General features: G+C 33.4%; 15 protein-coding genes. 6 read left to right on the top strand and 9 right to left on the bottom strand.

Annotated elements, in window-relative coordinates; genetic code table 11:
- Both ASC41_RS06195 and ASC41_RS06190 read right to left on the bottom strand, forming a co-directional pair.
- On the bottom strand, nt 1-4,004 hold a 4,004-nt coding region (locus tag ASC41_RS06195), incomplete at its 3' end, for a PKD domain-containing protein (RefSeq protein WP_055435762.1).
- Between the two features lie 11 nt (nt 4,005-4,015).
- Complete coding sequence (locus tag ASC41_RS06190) at nt 4,016-4,486, bottom strand: hypothetical protein (protein WP_055435761.1); 471 nt, start codon at nt 4,484-4,486, stop codon at nt 4,016-4,018.
- A gap of 262 nt (nt 4,487-4,748) precedes the next feature.
- Between ASC41_RS06190 and folE the strand changes: the two genes are divergently transcribed.
- From folE to ASC41_RS06160, 6 genes are all read left to right on the top strand, one after another.
- Nucleotides 4,749-5,426, top strand: coding sequence for a GTP cyclohydrolase I FolE (folE, locus tag ASC41_RS06185; RefSeq protein ID WP_055435760.1), 678 nt, complete (start codon nt 4,749-4,751; stop codon nt 5,424-5,426).
- Between the two features lie 137 nt (nt 5,427-5,563).
- Nucleotides 5,564-7,045 carry a cysteine--tRNA ligase gene (gene cysS / locus ASC41_RS06180; RefSeq protein ID WP_055435759.1) on the top strand — a complete coding sequence of 494 codons (1,482 nt, stop codon included), beginning with the start codon at nt 5,564-5,566 and terminating at the stop codon, nt 7,043-7,045.
- Nucleotides 7,046-7,122: 77 nt separating this feature from the next.
- Nucleotides 7,123-7,344, top strand: coding sequence for a membrane protein insertion efficiency factor YidD (gene yidD / locus ASC41_RS06175; RefSeq protein WP_055435770.1), 222 nt, complete (start codon nt 7,123-7,125; stop codon nt 7,342-7,344).
- Between the two features lie 246 nt (nt 7,345-7,590).
- Nucleotides 7,591-8,526: a prolipoprotein diacylglyceryl transferase gene (gene lgt, locus ASC41_RS06170; RefSeq protein WP_055435758.1), complete on the top strand. Its 936-nt coding sequence runs from the start codon at nt 7,591-7,593 to the stop codon at nt 8,524-8,526.
- Nucleotides 8,526-9,023, top strand: a complete 498-nt coding sequence (locus ASC41_RS06165; RefSeq protein ID WP_055435757.1) for a DUF192 domain-containing protein — start codon at nt 8,526-8,528, stop codon at nt 9,021-9,023. The genes lgt and ASC41_RS06165 overlap by 1 nt, the downstream gene beginning before the upstream one ends.
- A complete protein-coding gene (locus tag ASC41_RS06160; protein WP_055435756.1) occupies nt 9,023-9,874 on the top strand; it encodes an alpha/beta hydrolase family protein in 852 nt (283 codons plus the stop codon). The genes ASC41_RS06165 and ASC41_RS06160 overlap by 1 nt, the downstream gene beginning before the upstream one ends.
- A gap of 188 nt (nt 9,875-10,062) precedes the next feature.
- On the opposite strand, the gene secDF is transcribed toward ASC41_RS06160, so the two are convergent.
- The 7 genes from secDF to asnB form a co-directional block, all read right to left on the bottom strand.
- Nucleotides 10,063-13,086, bottom strand: coding sequence for a protein translocase subunit SecDF (gene secDF, locus ASC41_RS06155; protein WP_055435755.1), 3,024 nt, complete (start codon nt 13,084-13,086; stop codon nt 10,063-10,065).
- A gap of 200 nt (nt 13,087-13,286) precedes the next feature.
- Nucleotides 13,287-13,886, bottom strand: coding sequence for a hypothetical protein (locus ASC41_RS06150; RefSeq protein ID WP_055435754.1), 600 nt, complete (start codon nt 13,884-13,886; stop codon nt 13,287-13,289).
- A gap of 196 nt (nt 13,887-14,082) precedes the next feature.
- Nucleotides 14,083-15,009: a malate dehydrogenase gene (locus ASC41_RS06145; RefSeq protein ID WP_055435753.1), complete on the bottom strand. Its 927-nt coding sequence runs from the start codon at nt 15,007-15,009 to the stop codon at nt 14,083-14,085.
- An 82-nt stretch (nt 15,010-15,091) separates the two neighbouring features.
- The gene (locus ASC41_RS06140) at nt 15,092-16,117 is read right to left on the bottom strand and encodes a DUF6588 family protein (RefSeq protein WP_055435752.1); all 1,026 of its coding nucleotides are present in this window, start codon (nt 16,115-16,117) and stop codon (nt 15,092-15,094) included.
- A 95-nt stretch (nt 16,118-16,212) separates the two neighbouring features.
- Nucleotides 16,213-18,162, bottom strand: coding sequence for a DNA topoisomerase (ATP-hydrolyzing) subunit B (gene gyrB / locus ASC41_RS06135; RefSeq protein ID WP_055435751.1), 1,950 nt, complete (start codon nt 18,160-18,162; stop codon nt 16,213-16,215).
- Between the two features lie 309 nt (nt 18,163-18,471).
- Complete coding sequence (locus ASC41_RS06130; RefSeq protein WP_055435750.1) at nt 18,472-19,062, bottom strand: 2OG-Fe(II) oxygenase; 591 nt, start codon at nt 19,060-19,062, stop codon at nt 18,472-18,474.
- A gap of 205 nt (nt 19,063-19,267) precedes the next feature.
- Nucleotides 19,268-20,932: an asparagine synthase B gene (gene asnB, locus ASC41_RS06125; RefSeq protein ID WP_055435749.1), complete on the bottom strand. Its 1,665-nt coding sequence runs from the start codon at nt 20,930-20,932 to the stop codon at nt 19,268-19,270.
- Nucleotides 20,933-20,972 lie beyond the last annotated feature (40 nt).

Below are 20,972 nucleotides of genomic sequence, written 5' to 3'. Positions count from 1 at the left end.
GCTTCTGCATTAGCCTCTGATGTATAATATGTAATAGTATATAATGTAGGATCTAAATCGTTAGTGGCATCTGCATCTAATAGGTTTAGAATTTCTGGCTCTTTGGTTGGTAAATCGAACGTTGAAAAACCATCGGCATTATCATCACAAACTTCTAGCGGTGTTAATACTGCTGCGGTTGTGATTTGTGGTGTTGGGTTTACAATAAGTACCAAGTCTACAAATGTGGCACAGTCGGTTGCTATTGTAGAACTTTCTACACGAATATAAATAGTTTGTGTATTGACTACAATATTGTTATACGGACTTGCTAATGCATTGACATTGTTATCGGCATCAGACATCGTTTCGTGGTAAGTTACTGTAAGTCCTGGTGCACCTCCTGTGATTTCTGCTTCGGTATCCGATAGCATAAACTCGCCAAAGCCATCACTGTCTGGATCACAATATTCTAAATTTGATGGTGTGAAAGCCACTGGTGCTTGTTCTACTACTAAATCTAACGAAGTGGTATCGTAACAACCTGTGTCTGTATTTTGCACGCCCACATAAATAGTTTGCATGTTTGGTACAACGTTAGTATATGGATTTACTAATGGGTTTGCTTGTGCATCGGCATCAGCTTGTGTGAAATAATACGTTACAGCATATGCTGGATTACCACCTGAAATTTCGTTGTTTTTTAGGGTTAAATCTATTTCTGTTATTCCATCTGGTGTACCGTCGTCACAAACTTCTAGTGGTGTTGGTACAACTATGGTTGGTAGTGGATTAATTATAACTGTATTTGAATCAGTTAAAGCACTAGTACAAGTTGTTGTTGGATTATTTATAGACTCTAAAGTCATCGTTTGATCCACAGTTGGAGCTACTATTGTAATAACAGATTCTCCTGCAGCATCAAGTGTAGTTTGTAAAGTTCCTCCTCCATTAATATTATAATCTACAATATTACCAGAAACTCCTATAATAGTAAATACAGCATCTTCACCTATACAAACAGCTGTATTACTCGTAAGTAGTACTGTTGGGTTTGCAAGTACTGTAACGGTTGCAGTATCAGTTAAAATTCCAAAACAAGAAGTAACCGGGTTAGTTACTGTTTCTAATAAAATCGTTTGATCTACAGTTGCAGCTGTAATTATTACAATGGCTTGACCTGTTGCATCTATAGTTACTTGCTCTACAACTCCTCCATTAATAGTATAATCTACAACATCATCTGCAGTACCATTAATAGTAAAAATTGCATCTGTTCCTGAACATATATCTGTATTTGTTGTTAAAGATGTTATAACTGGATTAGCTTCTATAGTTACAGTATTAGTTTCAGTTAAAACACTTGAACATGTAGTAGTTGGATTAACAATAGATTCTAAAGTAATAGTCTGATCAACTGTTGCTCCTGCAACAGTTACCACTCCTTCTCCAGCGGCATCTAATGTTACTTGTAATGTTCCTCCTACATTAATATTATAATCCACAATATTACCAGCATCTCCAGTAATTGTAAATATTACATCTGCTCCAGAACACACACTTGTATTACTTGTTAACACAACTGTTGGATTAGCATTAACTACAACCGTTTCAGTATTTGTTAAAGCAGCAGCACATGTTGTAACTGTATCTACAACAGATTCTAATGTTATTACCTGATCTGCAGTTACCGCTGCAATAGTTATTATCGCTTGCCCAGCTGCATCAAGAGTTACTTGCTGTGTAGCTCCTCCATTTATATTATAATCTACAACATGGTTAGCTGTACCTGTAATTGTAAATATAGCATCCTCGCCAGAACAGATATCAGAATTACTTGTTAAAGACATAACCTCCGGACTTGGGTTTACAATAAGGTCAAATTCTCCTAAAGGATCTGTAGTTACATTAAAACATGTAGCGTCTGCTGTTAATTCCACTCTCACAAAAATAGGTTGTGGATTACTAGTATTATCATATAAACTTACTAAAGCATCTACACCTGCAGCAGCATCTGCAAGAGATGCATAATAAGTTACTGTATAATCTGAAGCTGCTTGAGTTCCTAATATTATTAAGTCTTGAGATTCTAAATCAAAAGGCTCAACACCATCATTAGAAACATCATCACAAAGCACCATATCCAATGCTGGATTGATTACCGGTTGTGCAGTAACGTTTAATGTAAACGAATCTGTTTCAAAACAACCTGAAGTTAAATACTCTATTCTAACAAATATTGTTTGAGGTGCTCCAATTGTAGCCGTTGAAGAATAAGTTGTTGGATTAGTAATTTCATTCGTTGCATTATCTGCATCCGCCTGCGTCTCATAATATGTAATAATTTGGTCTACAGGATCAACTGCTGGTCCATTTATTACATCATCATTTTCTGTTAAATCAAAAATATAAGGTGGAGCTCCTGGATTACATAAAAATAAATTATCAGGTGCTGCTGTTAATATTTCTGGTAACATATTAATACAAACAGTTTCTTCATATTCACATCCAAAATCATCTGTGGTTCTATAAGTATAACAATATTGACCAGCTGTTGGTGGAGCAACAGTAATAGTATTCCCTGCAGTACCAGTTATTGTTGGATCCGCATCCCATCCTTCTGTTACAGTTATTGGTGTAAAAGATAATTCTGGAGGTTGTAAGTTTGGGTCAAATTGTATACTCCAAGAAAAGATAAAACCATTATCTGCTCCTAAATTATCAATAATTTGAATACACCAATCACCATTTAGAGGACTACCTAAAAGTGTATTTAAACTACCTTCTGGCAAATATGTCCCTGGTGTTATAGAGTTATTTGCTGGGTTACTACCTGCATTTATTGTTGGACCATTTTCTAAAGTTACCGTTCCTGCTGTAGAAAAACAATAATCGGCTCCAACTCCTGGTGTATTAGTTCCATCATCATTAGCTCCACCAAGGTAAGTTCCTCCACCTCCTGGATATGCTTTTAGTACTGCTACTGCTCCTAAAGGGCTAATAATATTAATATCTAAATCACCTAAATAAGAATGCTCCATATTAACACATATACCAACAATTTGGTTTATGTCCGTTAACGTTTGAGCAGAATCGTAACAATCTACAGTAACACATGTTGAATAAGAAGCACCATTCCCATCTGGTAAAAATGTTGTCCCACTAACTGGCGGTGTACAATCATTAATAAACTCTGTAGGTGTTACAACACCTGCTATTGTTGTAGTCTCTCCAAAACACAATATACTTTGTGCTGCTTGTGTACCAGTAAAATCTGGTTCTGTACCAACCTGAATAACTTGATTAATTAAATTTGTATTTGAGCAACCTGTTCCGGGCGCCGGATCTGTATTGGAATCTGTAATATTTAAATTCACAATATAAACTCCAGGATTAGGATAAGAAAATGTTGCCGTTTGACCAGCCATAGTATTACCGTCTCCTAAATCCCACTCGTAAGTAGCTCCTGATCCATCTACAGAAAAATTACCACTACCACTAAGTGTAACATCTTCACCTGGACAAACCCAAATGTAACCGTCTCCATTTGGAGCTGGTGTAGAACTATCTAATTGAGAAACTATTGTTTGACAAGGTTCAAAACAAGAAATAGTTGCTGCCCAACCTGTAGTTGTAGCAGCAGCGTCAGAAGTAAACACTATAGTTATACAACCTGTTGCATTATTAGGGGTTGCAGATACAAAACCTGGATTATTTGCTGCTCCTGCTCCAGAATAAGTTCCAAAGTTATTAGCAGTAATATCATCTCCATCATAAAAAGTCATTGTATCACTTCCTGTTTGTGTATTAAATGCTGTAAAATCAAGTTGAACTAGATTTCCAGCAACATCAGGACAGATTGTAAGTGTAAAATTCTCACCATCACCATAGTTTGCTGCTGCTCCTCCAGAATCATATAAAGTACCAGAGCATTGTGTTATTGTTCCTGTTTGCATCAAAACATCTTGAGCCAATGCAACAGTCGAAATAAATAAAAATGTAATTAATAAAGTAAACTTATTCATTGTTGTGTTTTTTATTGGTGTTGAGATAGTATTACGATGAAAAAATTAGTATTCAGAATCCTATAAATTCTTGAGCCTCTACCATGAATCTCAAGATTATATTTTAAAACATTAAAAGTGTTTTTATTATAAGAAGTATCGAAAGCTAATTCTGAATTATAAGCATTAAATAATCCCGCATCAGTTAAAGTTTTATACTTTTCAGTATTACCTACTAATTCTGGCATTTCTCTTATGAGAATTCTATTTCTAAGTAAGTTTTTTAAATCTTTTAATTTTTGTGGTCTATCTAGCACATAAGCATCTAATTTATCTGCGTAAACTTCTTTAAGAAAAGAAAGTTCTTGAGATGTTAATGGTGCCTTAACATTGTCATTATACTTAACCAACTTAAGTGGTTGCATTTTTGATGATTGTGCATTTGCACTAAAGGTGCTAATTGCAAACAATAATGCAAAAGCGTAAAGTAGTTTGAGTTTCATAAATAAATACCGTTTTTAAGATGCTAAAAATAACAAAAAATAATTAACTTTTTGTTAATATTCAATGCTCTAAAATTATAACAACTTAAATATAAAAACTCCTACCTTGTTACACTCATTTTTTTATTACTTATCTTTGCTGAGTTAATAAAATTAAGCTTATACGCTTCAATTCTTATTAAAATAGTATCATTAAAACGAAGCCCTTTTAGTCTACTTTGTTTTAGTGTATTAAATATGACTATAGTTAGAATTTGAACAGATGAAAATTGAGAATACTACAAACAGAAATGACGAGTTAGGAGAAAACCATGTAGGCACATCTACTGATACTCCAATGGCAGCTGATGCTTTTAAGCTTTCGGACAAAGAAAAAATAGAGATAATAAAAGACGATGTTCGTCATATTATGGAAACGTTAGGATTAGACTTAACAGATGATAGCTTAAATGGCACACCAAATCGTGTTGCTAAAATGTTTGTTAATGAAATTTTTGGAGGTCTAGACCCAGAAAAAAAACCAACAGCATCGGTTTTTGATAATAAATATAAGTACGGAGAAATGCTTGTAGAAAAAAACATAACTGTTTACTCTACTTGCGAGCATCACCTATTACCAATTGTTGGTAGAGCACACATTGCTTACATCTCAAACGGTACAGTTGTTGGCTTATCTAAAATGAATAGAATTGTGGATTATTTCTCAAAACGTCCTCAAGTACAAGAACGCTTAACTATACAGGTCGTAAAAGAACTTCAAAAAGTATTAAATACAGACGATGTTGCTTGTGTTATAGATGCTAAGCATTTATGTGTAAACTCTCGTGGTATTCGCGATATTGAAAGTAGTACAGTAACTTCAGAATTTGGTGGACAGTTTAAAAACAAAGAAACTAAACGTGAGTTTTTAGACTACATTAAATTAGAAACTAAATTCTAAAAAGCAAAATAATTAGAACTTCTTTTAAAAGAAAACTATAAAATTATTAGCTTCGACGTCAAAATCTATAACTAATAAATTAACGCATTCGAAAATCACTTTTTAAACAAAGTATTTTCAGCTTTATATTATACAACATGCAACTTTACAAGAATCAGCACATAAAAATCTATAATTCTTTAACCGGAAAAAAAGAACCTTTCGAAACTATTACAGAAGGAAATGTTGGTATGTATGTTTGCGGACCTACAGTTTATAGTAATGTACATCTAGGAAATGTAAGAACATTTATGTCTTTCGATATGGTGTTTCGTTACCTCAAACATTTAGGTTACAAAGTACGCTACGTTAGAAACATTACAGATGCTGGACATTTAGAAAATGATGCAGATGCTGGAGAAGATAAAATCACTAAAAAAGCACGTTTAGAAGAAATTGAACCTATGGAAATTGTACAGCGTTATACTGTCGATTTTCATAACGTATTAAACCAATTCAACTTCTTACCTCCTAGTATCGAACCTACTGCAACTGGTCATATTATAGAACAGATTGAACTTATTAGCACTATTATAGATAACGGTTTTGGTTACGAAGTAAATGGCTCAGTTTATTTCGATGTTCATAAATATAACGAGACTAACAATTACGGTATTTTAAGCAAGCGTAAACTTGAAGATTTAATACATAATACACGTGCTCTGGACGGACAAAGTGATAAAAAAAATCCACAAGATTTTGCCCTTTGGAAAAAAGCAGAGCCTACACATATTATGCGTTGGCCATCGCCTTGGAGCGACGGTTTCCCTGGTTGGCACTTAGAATGTACAGCCATGAGTACAAAATACTTAGGCGAACAATTCGATATTCATGGCGGTGGAATGGATTTAAAATTCCCACATCATGAATGTGAAATAGCACAAAACCAAGCTGCAAAAGGAAAATCGCCTGTAAACTATTGGATGCATGCAAACATGCTAGAACTTAACGGTTCTCGCATGAGTAAATCTACAGGAAACTATATTAACCCTGCCGAATTACTTTCTGGTAAAAACGATATTCTGTCTAAAGCCTACAATCCAAATGTAGTACGCTTTTTCATGATGCAATCTGCATATAGAAGTGTTTTAGATTTAACAGATAATGGATTATTGGCCAGCGAAAAAGGTTTTAATCGCCTAATGAATGCGGTCGATGATTTAGATAATTTAAAAGCTTCAAATACTTCTTCTTTCGATGTTAAAGCATGGAAACAGACTTGTTACGATGCCATGAACGACGATTTTAATACTCCAATTTTAATCGCTAATTTATTCGAAGCCGTAAACCACATCAACGCTATAAAAGAAGGAAGTAAAACCATTTCTAGCGAAGATTTAGAAGTGTTTACAAATGCATTACACACATTTGTTTTCGAACTATTAGGCTTAAACAATGCGAAAGATTCAGCCGAAGGCACAGAAAAACTTTCTGGAGCGGTAGAATTACTTATAAAATTAAGACAAGAAGCTAGAGCGAATAAAGATTTCGCTTTATCTGACCAAATTCGTGATGAGTTAGCCGAAGTTGGTATAACATTAAACGACAGTAGAGAAGGTACAACTTTTTCTACAAATTAGTCCATAACTGTCATTCCTGCGAAGGCAGGAATCCAAAAAAAAAAAAGATTCCTGCCTTCGCAGGAATGACAAATATTGTGAAAAAAATATTAATTGCACCTTTTCTATTTATAATAAAAGTATACCAAACTTTTATATCTCCATTTACGCCAGCAACGTGTAGATACCAACCAACCTGTTCACATTATACCAAAGAAGCTCTAGAAAAACATGGTTTTTTAAAAGGCATGAAATTGAGTATAAAACGTATATTTAGTTGTCATCCTTGGGGAGGCAAAGGTTACGACCCTGTACCTTAAAATTTATTAGGGCGTTTCTTTTAGTCCTTTCAAAAAATTAAAAAACTTATTAAACGAACTAAAAGTCAGGCTCTCAAGGCTCGCTTTTTTTCGAAAATAAAAAAAGAGCTCAAACAAACCTTTCCATCCTTAACGCGCACACCAATGGTTTTGTTTAAAATAAACATTGTGGTTTTGTTAATGATTTGTGATATACTAAAATAAATAGAGCATAAATACTATATTTACAATCACAAAAAACAATCTATGTATTTATTAGAATTCAACTGGAATCCTATAACAGGAATTGATATTATTGGGAATTTCAAAATTCATTTTTACAGCCTAATGTGGGTTTCTGCATTTGTTGTAGGATGGCATATAATGAAACGCATTTTTAACAGAGAAAACGTAAAGATAGAATATCTTGATCCCTTATTTATCTACACTGTTTTAGCAACAATGTTGGGTGCACGTTTAGGTCATGTTATTTTCTATCAACCAGAACTGTTTTCTCAAGATTTCTTTAGCGTTTTCTTACCATTCCATTTTAATCCAAGATTTGAGTTTTCAGGATTTTCAGGACTTGCAAGTCACGGTGCTGCAATAGGTATTATTATTGCTATGTATTTATACCGAAGAAAGTATAATTACAAATCTTTAATGTGGATTTTAGACCGCATTGTAATTCCGGTAGCTTCGGGTGCTGTGTTTATTAGAATTGGAAACTTTATCAATTCTGAAATAGTAGGTAAATTATCTGGAGACTTTCCATTAGGTGTACGTTTTATACAAGAAGAATATACTAAAGGTGAAATTGTAAAATTAACAGGAATAGCAGACTACAAAGAAGCATATCGTGCTGTTTCTAACGACCCAAAATTTATAGACTTATTACAAGCGGTGCCTTATAGACATCCTGCTCAAATGTACGAATCGTTTTGCTACATTTTTGTATTCTTAATTTTATTATATTTCTACTTAAAAACAAACAAAAACAATCAACCAGGTTTCTTATTCGGTCTCTTTTTAGTATTACTATGGACGGTTCGTTTCTTTGTAGAATTTGTAAAAATTGCACAAGTAGATGGACGAGATGATTATATTTGGTTTATGAATACAGGACAAGTACTAAGTATACCATTTATATTAATTGGACTGTACTTTATGTTTATTTACAAACAAAAATCTAACTACAACTAATGAAGACATTTAAAATAGTAATCCTATTATTAAGTTTTAGCTTAACTGTTATAGCTTGTAAAAGCGAACCAAAATCTATTAAGCAAACAGAAGTTACTTTTACTAAAGAAGGTGAACTTACATTATACAAAACTACAGCAGATACAATTATTGCAAAACTAGACATTGAGATTGCGAAGACACCTTTTGAAATTGAAACGGGTTTAATGTATCGCGAATCGATGAAAAAGAACCAAGGTATGTTGTTTGTTTTTGACGAAATTAGAGAACGTAATTTCTATATGAAGAATACGCGTATACCACTTGACCTTATCTTTTTAGATCACAACAAAAAGGTGGTTAGCTTTCAAGAAAATGCACAACCTTTTAATGAAGCCTCTTTACCATCTAATGCTTTAGCACAATTTGTATTAGAGGTTAATGCTGGCTTAGCCGAAGAATGGCTGCTAGAAGTTGGAGATACAATGGATTATTTTGTGTTTAAGATTGAAGAGTAATGGAACAAAAAGTTGTAGAAATAGAACAGTCTAATAAACACTCTGTTTTTACAACTCAATTTACACCAAAAAACTCTAATGCTAAAAGTATTGTAATATCATCTGCTACTGGTGTTTTACAATCTTACTACGGTAATTTTGCTAAATATTTTTGTTCTTTAGGTTTTACCGTTTATACTTTTGATTATTCTGGTATTGGCTTATCTCATGGTAAAACCGTAAAAAACAACACTTCTAACTTATACGATTGGGCTTCTAATCAAGCTTCAATTTTAAGCTTTGTAAAAACAGAAAATCCGGAACATAAGATTACACTAATTACACATAGTATTGGTGGTCAACTTATTGCTTTTAATAAAAATATTAAACTCGTAGATTTTATTATTACTGTTGCTTCGCAATCTGGTTATTGGAATCTTTTTAAGGGTTTAGAAAAACCAAAGATGTTTTTATTCTGGAATGCTATTATTCCAATTACAACTTCTTTAAACGGTTATTTTCCTGCAAGAAAACTAAAGCTTTTCGAAAACCTTCCAAAGCGTGTTGTTTATCAATGGCGTGTTTGGGGAAATAGAAAAAACTACTTTTTAGATACTGCTAAAAAAGAAGATTTACACCTAAACTCCATTACTTGCTCTATTAAAATTTTAAGTTTTCCTAATGATGAATTTGCACCTAAGCAAACGGTAGATTGGCTATCTAAGCTTTTTACTAATGCTAAAGTAGAGCGATTACATTTAGAACCTGAAGTATTAAACGTACCAGATATTGGACATTTTGGTTTTTTTAGAGAACGTTTTAAAACGTCTCTTTGGCTTATGACTAAAGATTGGATTAAAGACAATACTTAGGCTAGCGCGTTAAGGATGGAGCAATTGTTGGAGCTCCTTGAAAAGAGCGACTTGCGAGAGCCTGACCTTGCTTTTCGCAAGGGAACGCCCAAAAGAAAACCATTGAATTCTATTGTACATTTGTTAAAAATAAAAAAAAGCTTCAGTATAAAACTGAAAGGCTTTTTTAATATTATAGAACTTAAGGATTATGCTTGCGCACCTTCTTCTAATTCTTCTTCTTTTACTTTGTCTTTTAATGCATCTGCAGCATCTCCTTTTACTGAATCGAACATAATTGGTGTTGCGATGAATAAAGATGAGTATGTACCTACAACTACACCTACTATTAAAGCAAACATGAAACCTCTAATAGATTCTCCACCAAATATAAAGATGGCTAATAATACTACTAAAGTAGTTAAAGAGGTGTTTAATGTTCTACTTAATGTAGAGCTTAAAGACTTGTCGATTACTTTATCGAAATCCCAATCTGTATGCTCGTTAAAGTACTCACGAATTCTATCGAATACTACAACGGTATCATTTAATGAGTAACCAATTACAGTAAGAATCGCAGCTATAAAGGCTTGATCGATTTCTAATGAGAATGGCATAAACTTGTATGTAATAGAGAATACTCCTAATACGATTAATACATCGTGGAATACTGCTGCTACTGCACCAAGTGAGAATTGCCATCTTTTAAAACGGAATAAGATATAAAGGAATACAACAATTAATGATCCTAAAACAGCCCAGAAAGACTCTTGCTTGATATCATCTGCAATTGTTGGACTTACTTTATACTTCTTCATTAAACCTGCTGTTTTACCTTCTTTATTAGAGATAAAATCTGCATAGCTCATACCATTTAAATGTGGTTGTAAAGCATTAAATAAGATTTCTCTCATTTCATTATCTGCTTCTTCTGATGCTTCGTCAATTCTAAATTTAGTTGTGATTTTCAACTGGTTATCGTCACCAAAAGTTTTAGCGTCTGCACTACCAAAAATCGCTGGATCTGATAATGTAGTACTTATTTCTGAAGAGCTTACTGGCTGATCGAAACGTACTTGGTAAGTTCTACCACCTTTAAAATCTACACCTTGATCTAATCCGTTAGTAAATAATGATGCTAAACTTCCAAGAATTAACACTCCTGAAATGATGTAAGCTAATTTACGTTTCTTTAAAAACTCGATATTGATGTTTCTAAATAAGTTTTTAGTAATCCCTGTTGAGAAGTCTAATTTACCACCTCTGTTAACATACCAATCTACAAGTAATCTTGTAATAAAAATTGCTGTAAATAAAGAAGTACCAATACCTACTAATAAAGTAGTTGCGAAACCTTTAATTGGTCCTGTACCAAATAAGAATAAAATTAAAGCAGTTAAACCCGTTGTAATGTTGGCATCTAAAATAGAAGACAATGCATTACCAAATCCGTCTTTAATAGCAGATTTCTGGTCTTTACCTTTTCCTAACTCTTCTCTAATACGTTCGAAAATAAGTACGTTTGCATCTACAGACATACCTATTGTTAATACAATACCTGCAATTCCAGGTAACGTTAATACAGCTCCTAATCCTGATAAAATACCGAAGATTAATAAAATGTTTAATGCCATTGCAACATCTGCAAATGCACCTGCTTTACCATAGTAGAAAAACATCCATACTAATACTAATGCTAATGCTATTAAAAATGACATTGTACCGCTATCGATAGCTTCTTGACCTAAAGTTGGTCCTACCTCATCACTCTGGATAATACTTGCTCTTGCTGGTAATTTACCTGCACGTAAAACGTTAGATAAATCGATCGCTTCGTTAATTGTAAAGTCTCCTTTAATCTCTGAACGACCACCTGCAATTTTACCACTACTAATTCCTGGTGCTGAATACACAACATCATCTAAAACAATAGCAATATTACTTCCTTCTTTGTATGCACGCTCAGTCATTTCTTCCCAAGTTTTAGATCCAGCAGCATCCATTTGCATGTTTACGACTACATTATTTCCTTGGTCGTAACCTTCTCTTGCATCATCAATACTACCATGTAATGGTGGTACGTTATCTCTATTACCCTCTAAAACGTGTAACGTTGTTACTTCACTATCTTCTTTAGGTTTTTCGAATACAAATCTTACATTCTTTGCAGCAGCTGGACGCATTGCGATAGCTTCTTTAGAATTTAACATTTCTAATACTTTCTTCTGGTCTGTAAGTTTTACTAAACCAGCTCCAGAATAATATCCTGTAGAGTTTACTGCAACTAAATCGTAAAACGGATTAACAACTACTGCTGTTTCGTCTTCTGCTCCAGTTAAATCTCCAATAATATCATCTGCAGTTTCTTCTCCTGCTTCTTGAGTAGTATCTGCTTCAGTATCTACTGCTGCAGTTTCTTGCTTCGCTTTTAAAGCATTGTTTAAGTCGTTAAAGTACTGACCTAAATCTTGTGCTTTGTAACCAAACCAAAATTCTAATTCTGCTGTTCCTGTAATTAATGCTTTTGCACGCTCTACATCTTTAACACCTGGTAATTCAACTAAAATACGTCCAGAAGAACCTAAACGTTGAATGTTTGGAGATGCAACTCCAAATTGGTCAATACGTGTACGTAATACTTGTAATGCAGAGTTTATAGACTCATCTATTTTTTTAGATAATGCGCTTTTTACATCAGCATCACTCATTCCAATTTTAACAGTTCCAGCTTCTACTAAAGAACGTGTTCCAAAAATATCTGGAGATGCTAATTTTTTATCTCCTTTAATAGCATCGAAAGCTACGTAGAAAGACTCAATATAATCATCCTGAGAATTTGTTTGTAAAATATCAGCATCATCTAATGCTTTGTTAAACACAGGATCTTTTGTGTTATTTGCTAATCCTTTTAAGATATCTCTTACAGACACTTGTAAAATTGCTTCTAAACCACCTTTAAGGTCAAGACCCAATTTCATTGCATTGTCTTTAACTTTAGAGTAATCTTCACCTAAAAACACACTTTCTGTTACACCAGAAAGAGAATCAAGATAATTTGCTTCAAACGCTTTACGCTTCTCTTTAAAGTCTTCAACATCTGTACTAAATTTTGCTGCAGCTATTTCTTCTGCATTTTTCTCGATTGCATTGTTTTTAAACGAGAAAGACAATTGGTAAATACTTACCAGTCCAAATAAAACTGCGAACAGCTTTACTAATCCTTTATTTTGCATTGTTTTGTTATTTGCGTCAGTTTTTTATTTCGATTTCTTTAATCGAAGCTGACAATTGTTAGTAATGGTTTTAATATGAATGGATAGTTTTCTGTATCAATTATGAAAACTATAATTTTGAAACAATAACTACAGCCGAAGCTTTACATTACTATTTCAAAAACGTTTATTATTTAGGAAGTTCTATAATACTATTCCTGTTACGAAACTGGTCCAGCTCGACATTCAGGAATTTGGTGAGGAATATTGTTTATTGCAATTGCAATAGTTTTGTTTTGTTTGTAAGCAACTAGTACTTCTATATTTTTTTCGGTTGAAGTAACCTCTGTTGCATAAAGAAATACGTTTGGATTTGAAAATCTGTCGTAATCTTGTTTAAGTTCGAACATTAGCTTTCCACCAGACCCTAAACCTGTATCACTACTTTTGGTGATTTCGAAAACATCGAGATTGTATGTTTGTTCTTTTGGAAAGTCTGACTGATTATCTTCGTGAGAAGCATAGTCGACTGTTAGTGCGGTTGCAGCTAAAGCATCTTTTACGTTAGCAACTGTAATATCACTAAAGTATGAAATTACTAAGCGTCCATTGGATTCCTCGCGAATGTCCACTTTAGAAACACCAATTGTTTTTAATTGCTTTTTTACATTAGCAATAGCAAGCTTAGCTTCGTTTGAAGATATAGTAGTATTAGAAAACTGTAATACAACCTCTTGGTTTGGAATCGTCAAATTCTCTTGACATACACCAAACAAAGCGAGTATTACAATTAAAGTACCAAAATACCATTTCGTCTTCATGCGCCAAATATAAAAAAATTAAGGTTGTATTACTACTGTCTTTGTATAAATATTGTAGCGTTAAATCACTTTAAATCAACTTATAAAGTCTAATAAAAATAAAAAGCCTCACAATTCTATTATTGTGAGGCTTCTTTATGTATTGTTTGAAGTTTGTAAGACTTATAAAATCTTACTGGCTTCTATTATATACTTCTTATAATTCTAATAATCCATTAGTTTTCTTAACACCTTCAGCAGACTCTGCTAATTTTGCTTTTTCAGCATCTGTTAAGCTAATTTCAACAATTTTTTCAATTCCGTTAGCACCTAATACACAAGGTACTCCGATTGCTAAATCACTTAATCCAAATTCTCCTGCTAATAAAGCAGAACAAGGGAATATTTTTTTAGTATCACAAGCAATAGCTTGAACCATTGCAGATACTGCTGCTCCTGGTGCATACCATGCTGATGTTCCTAATAAACCTGTAAGCGTAGCGCCTCCAACCTTAGTATCTTGAACTACTTGTTCCATTCTTTCTTCAGATAAAAATTCAGAAACAACAACACTGTTTCTTACCGCTTTACCTATTAATGGCACCATACCTTTATCGCTATGTCCACCAATTACCATTCCATCTACATCGCTAATAGGTGCTCCTAAAGCTTCAGCTAAACGGTACTTGAAACGTGCAGAATCTAAAGCTCCACCCATACCAATAATTCTTTCTTTTGGTAAACCTGTAGTTTTATGCACTAAATATGTCATTGTATCCATAGGATTAGACACTACAATAATAATTGTATCTGGAGAATGCTTAATTAAGCTAGCAGATACCATTTTTACTATTCCTGCATTAATACCAATAAGCTCTTCACGAGTCATACCTGGTTTTCTAGGAATTCCTGAAGTAATTACACAAACATCAGAACCTGCTGTTTTAGAGTAATCGTTTGTACTTCCTGTTATTTTTGTATCGAAACTGTTTAATGAAGCGGTTTGCATTAAATCCATTGCTTTACCTTCTGCAAAACCTTCTTTAATATCTAAGATTACAACTTCGCTTGCGAAATCTTTAATAGCAATATATTCAGCACAACTTGCACCTACTGCTCCTGCTCCAACTACTGTTACTTTCATTTTAATATATTTTTAGTTTGTGTATAAATTTAAAGTACGAATTTACAAATTTTGCATCAAAAAACGGTTAAAAACTAGACTTTTAAAAGCTGAAATTCATTCCTAATGATGCACTATTAAAATCTGCAATAGTATACGCTGCGTTTAATCCGAAAAAACCTAGGCTTAAATTAGCTCCAACTATTGTTAATACTCCTGTTGTATCCGATTTTATTGAGAATGGATCTTTTATTTCATCAGAATAAACAGTTTGACCTAGAACTTCACCAGAAACACGATATGTTCCTAGTAAATCTGTCGTATTCTTTCCGCTTAAATAACCAACAGAAGCATAAAAATTAATTATTTTTAGTTTTGTGCCAACTATTAATTGGTATAACATTGTATTGGTTTCAGTCTCAATTTGCTGATTTTCTCCATCTACAACTCCTGTATCTGTAAAATCGTAACTACCATCTAAATGCGTATAAGCTATTAATCCAGATATTGATACTGGAAGTACTTTATCTGCTGGTAAAAAAGAGGTAAAATCTTGCTGTATTCCAAAACCATACAATCCTACTTTTACATCTTCTTGATCAACTTTAGGAAAATACCGTCCTTTTATCTGTGTTCCTTTAAAAGGAGAAAAGCTAGCTTGTAGGAATGCTGTTGGGACTAAATTTATGTTTGCAGAACCTATTCCTGTTGGAAGTTCCAACTCGGTTGTTTGCTCCCCAAATATAGGATCATCATATGTTACCTCAACAAAAATAGCCGGATCACTATGTCCTAAAGCCGTAGACACAGGCTTACTTATACTTCCGTCTTGAAAACGTATATTTTCGTAATCATTAGTATCTAATATAAACTGCTTGTCTACATCGTTAATAAAAGTTGCATTACCAATAATTGACAATTCGAAACCAAAACGTTTTGGTGTTTTTGCATTATTAAACCAACCCGTATTTATACCATAAGCCAAAACATCGTTTGCAGGTTTTATATAATTTGAAGAGAAACGCTCTGCATCTGCTACACCAGCAGCTAATAATTGATCTAAATTATCTTGCGCGTTAGTACTTAAAGCCGAAACTAAAGCAACTAGAATTAATCCTATTTTTTTCATTTTAATATATGTTTAGGTTTGGGTTCTACATTTATTAACGCAAAAACACCTTCAATAGTTTTACTGAAGGTGTTTTTTTAGTTTTATATTAAGTGTTATGCATCAATATTTGCATAAACAGCATTCTTTTCTATAAACTCACGACGTGGTGGCACTTCGTCTCCCATTAACATTGAGAATACTCTATCTGCCTCTACTCCGTTATCAATTTGAATTTGACGTAATGTTCTAAACTCAGGATTCATTGTAGTATCCCAAAGCTGAGTTGCATTCATCTCACCAAGACCTTTATAACGTTGTATTTTTGCTCCATCACCATATTCTGCCATAAGTGCTAAACGTGCTTCGTCATCCCAAGCATATTGTTTTTTAGCTCCTTTTTTAACTAAGTATAAAGGTGGTGTTGCGATGTAAATATGTCCATTTTCAATTAACTCCTTCATGTAACGGAAAAAGAAAGTAAGAATTAAAGTTTCAATATGCGAACCATCAATATCGGCATCACACATGATGACTATTTTGTGGTATCTTAATTTTGAAAGGTTTAAGGCTTTACTATCTTCTTCTGTACCTATTGTTACACCTAAAGCAGTAAATATGTTTTTAATCTCTTCGTTTTCAAAAACCTTGTGCTTCATGGCTTTTTCAACATTAAGAATCTTACCACGTAAAGGTAAAATAGCTTGAAATGCTCTATCACGACCTTGCTTTGCAGTACCACCGGCCGAATCTCCCTCGACAAGGTATACTTCACATTTTGCAGGATCTTGCTCAGAACAATCAGATAATTTTCCAGGTAAACCACCTATACTCATTACTGTTTTACGCTGTACCATTTCACGTGCTTTTTGTGCCGCGTGACGTGCTTGAGCTGCTAAGATTACTTTTTGTACAATAATTTTAGCATCGTCTGGATTTTCTTCTAAATAATCAGACAACATTTCTGACACCGATTGACTTACCGCTGCAGAAACTTCTCTGTTTCCTAACTTAGTTTTTGTTTGTCCTTCGAACTGAGGTTCTTGAACTTTTACAGAAATAATAGCTGTTAATCCCTCACGGAAATCGTCTCCAGCAATATCAAACTTTAATTTGTCTAACATTCCAGATTCGTCAGCATACTTCTTTAATGTATGTGTTAAACCACGTCTAAAACCAGAAAGGTGTGTACCACCTTCGTGTGTATTAATGTTGTTTACATAAGAGTGTAAGTTTTCGGCATAACTTGTATTATAAATCATTGCAACCTCAACAGGCACTCCATTTTTTTCACCTTCAAAAGAAATAACATCTTTCATTAAAGGTTCTCTTGATGCATCTAAAAACTTGATAAATTCTTTTAATCCTTCTTCAGAATGAAATGTTTCACCTTCGAAAGAACCATCTTCTTTAGTAAAACGCTTATCAATTAAATGAACCGTAATTCCTTTATTTAAATACGCTAACTCACGCATTCTACTCGCTAGAGTATCGTAGTTATATTCTAAAGTTTGAGTAAAGATTGTAGCATCTGGTCTAAAAGTAACAGTAGTTCCTCTTTTGTCTGTTTCACCAATTGCTTTTACTGGATATAAAGCTTTTCCTTTAGAATACTCTTGTTCCCAAATTTTACCATCTCTATAAACAGTAGCTGTTAAGTGCTCTGATAATGCATTAACACAACTTACACCCACACCGTGAAGTCCACCAGATACTTTATAAGAATCTTTATCAAACTTACCACCTGCACCAATTTTAGTCATTACAACTTCTAGTGCTGAAACGCCTTCTTTTTTGTGTAAATCTACAGGAATACCACGACCATCATCCTCTGTAGTAATCGAGTTATCTTCGTTAATAGTTACTGTAATATTATCACAATGTCCAGCTAAAGCTTCATCAATAGAGTTATCTACAACCTCATATACTAAATGGTGTAATCCACGTACACCAACATCTCCAATATACATTGAAGGACGCATACGTACATGCTCCATACCTTCTAAGGCCTGGATACTATCTGCAGAGTAATTATGCTTATTAAACTCTTCTTTCTTTTCGCTCATATATGTATTATTTTATATTGCTTTATTTAATTTTATTGAAACTGAAAAACTGATTTTTCAGCGACAACCAAATATACGAAAACATTAAGGCCTTACAACGTTGTTTAACGAATTAGCCTATTTTTTATTAACAATTGTTGATTTTGATAAAAGTCGCTTAAATCTCTTAAAAACGTTCTTAAATTTAATTTTGCGTGTTTTTTATTCTTCGTAAAAACAAAAAATCAACAAAATCGCTAAAACATGCGCTATTAAAATCTCGTTTTTGATTACAAATCTCTAAAAGAATCTAATAATTAACATTTAATATTATGATTTTAACCAACCCGTAATACTCATTCTAGAAGTATTAGTGACTAAAACTTCATGCTCAATCTCATTACTTTTAAAGAAAACACATTTAAGATTGTCTGGAGAAATTATATCGATTCCAGTTTCTTGATATAGTTTTAATTCTCCTCCATCCTTAGTCAACCAACCACTATTTAAGTACATGATTATAGAAAAAACACGACTATTATCAGTTTTAAACTGATCTATATGTTTTTTATAAAAAGCACCTTTTTCGTAGAGTGCATAATGAAATTCGTAACTTTTTATTCCGGCAAAGCAAGTTTGATTGAGATACAACACGAATTCGTCTATTAAACTAAAGAATTGCTTCTCATAAATATTATTATCTGCTTTATTCAACCAAAAAATCTTATCTCTTCTTATAGAATTATCGTGATTAAACAAATGAGAATTAGCAATACCTGCTAAACTTAAAGCCTCATTTTCGTAAAGTGATAATAAATTTGATTTTAATTGAAAAGCTAAGTCTTCACTTAAAAAAGCTTTAGATATACCTACACGCTTTTCTAAAAAGCTTGAGATAATTTCCTCGAAGTGCGTTTGCACTAGGTTATTTAAAAAAGAATGTTAAAATTACCATATATTTCATAACACAAGTTATTTAATTACAGCAATTTTGTTAAAAACAAAACCGCTCTATTAGAGCGGTAAATGTATGCTAAAAAACGGTATGCACTTTCGTTTATTGATAGTATTTAATTTATAATAAAATGACAGATTCCATCACTCTTCTTAAAGAACCAAACACGTATTAATATGCTTTATCATGCACATTTGCAATGGCACGACCAGAAGGTTCGTTCATGTTCTTAAATGCCTCATCCCACTCTAAAGCAATAGCTGTACTACAAGCTACACTTGCCTCTTGAGGTACACTTAATGCTGCTGCGTCACTTGGAAAGTGTTCTTCAAAAATTGAACGGTAATAGAATTCTTCTTTATTTTGAGGTGTTTGTATTGGAAACCTATATGCTGCATTCTCCATCTGCTCATCTGTTACTACTGCATCTACAACTTCTTTAAGCGTATCAATCCAGCTATACCCAACACCGTCGCTAAACTGCTCCTTTTGTCTCCAAGCTACACTTTCTGGCAACATGTCTTCAAATGCTTTACGTATAACCCATTTTTCCATGCGTTCTCCGTTAATCATTTTATCTTGAGGATTAATGCGCATTGCAACATCCATAAATTCTTTATCTAGAAATGGCACACGTCCTTCAATTCCCCAAGCAGCTAAACTCTTGTTAGCTCTTAAACAATCGTACATGTGTAATTTATCCAATTTTCTAACCGTTTCTTCATGAAACTCTTTTGCATTTGGCGCTTTATGAAAGTATAAATAACCTCCAAAAATCTCGTCGGCACCTTCACCAGATAAAACCATTTTAATACCCATAGACTTAATAACTCTTGCCATTAAATACATAGGAGTTGAAGAACGAATAGTTGTAATATCATACGTTTCGATGTTATAAATAACATCTTTAATAGCATCTAAACCTTCTTGGATTGTAAATTTTATTTCGTGATGTACAGTTCCAATATGATCTGCAACTTTTTGTGCCGCTGCTAAATCTGGAGAACCTTCTAATCCTACTGCAAATGAATGCGTTTGTGGATACCAAGCCTCTTTTTCGTCTCCAGTCTCAATACGTTTTTGTGCATATTTTTTTGCTATAGCTGATACTACTGAAGAATCTAAACCTCCAGAAAGTAACACTCCATAAGGCACATCGCTCATTAATTGTCTATGCACCGCAGCTTCTAAAGCCTCTTTTATTACTGCAATACTTGTTTCGTTATCTTTAACTGCATCATATTCGCTCCAATCTCTTTTGTACCATTTTACATATTCGCCATCTTTACTAGACATATAATGTCCTGGAGGAAATAATTCTATTTTAGTACAAATACCTTCTAAAGCTTTTAACTCTGAAGCAACATAAAAAGTTCCGTTTTGATCCCATCCTATATATAAAGGAATAATTCCCATATGATCACGAGCAATAAAGTATTCGTCTTTTTCTGTATCGTAAATAGCAAATCCGAAGATTCCATTCATTTCATCTACAAAATCAACTCCTTTTTCTTGGTACAAAGCTAAGATAACTTCGCAATCGCTTTCTGTTTTAAAATCGTACTTGCCTTCAAATTGCTTACGTAATTCTCTGTGGTTATATATTTCTCCATTTGCTGCTAACACTAATTTATTATCAGGACTAAATAGCGGTTGTTTTCCAGAAGCTGGATCTACAATTGCTAAACGCTCATGAGCTAAAATAGCTTTATCGTCACTATAAATTCCGGACCAGTCTGGTCCGCGATGACGAATAGTTTTAGACATTTCTAAAACCTGAGGTCTTAAATCTTCACTTTTTTGTTTAAGGTCGAAAGCACATACAATTCCACACATAACTTATATATTTTAAATTCTTTTATTATTGATTGTCAAG

Source organism: Lacinutrix algicola (genome assembly GCF_001418085.1).
Taxonomy (GTDB): Bacteria; Bacteroidota; Bacteroidia; order Flavobacteriales; family Flavobacteriaceae; genus Lacinutrix; species Lacinutrix algicola.
This window is presented reverse-complemented; position numbering and strand designations above follow the sequence as displayed.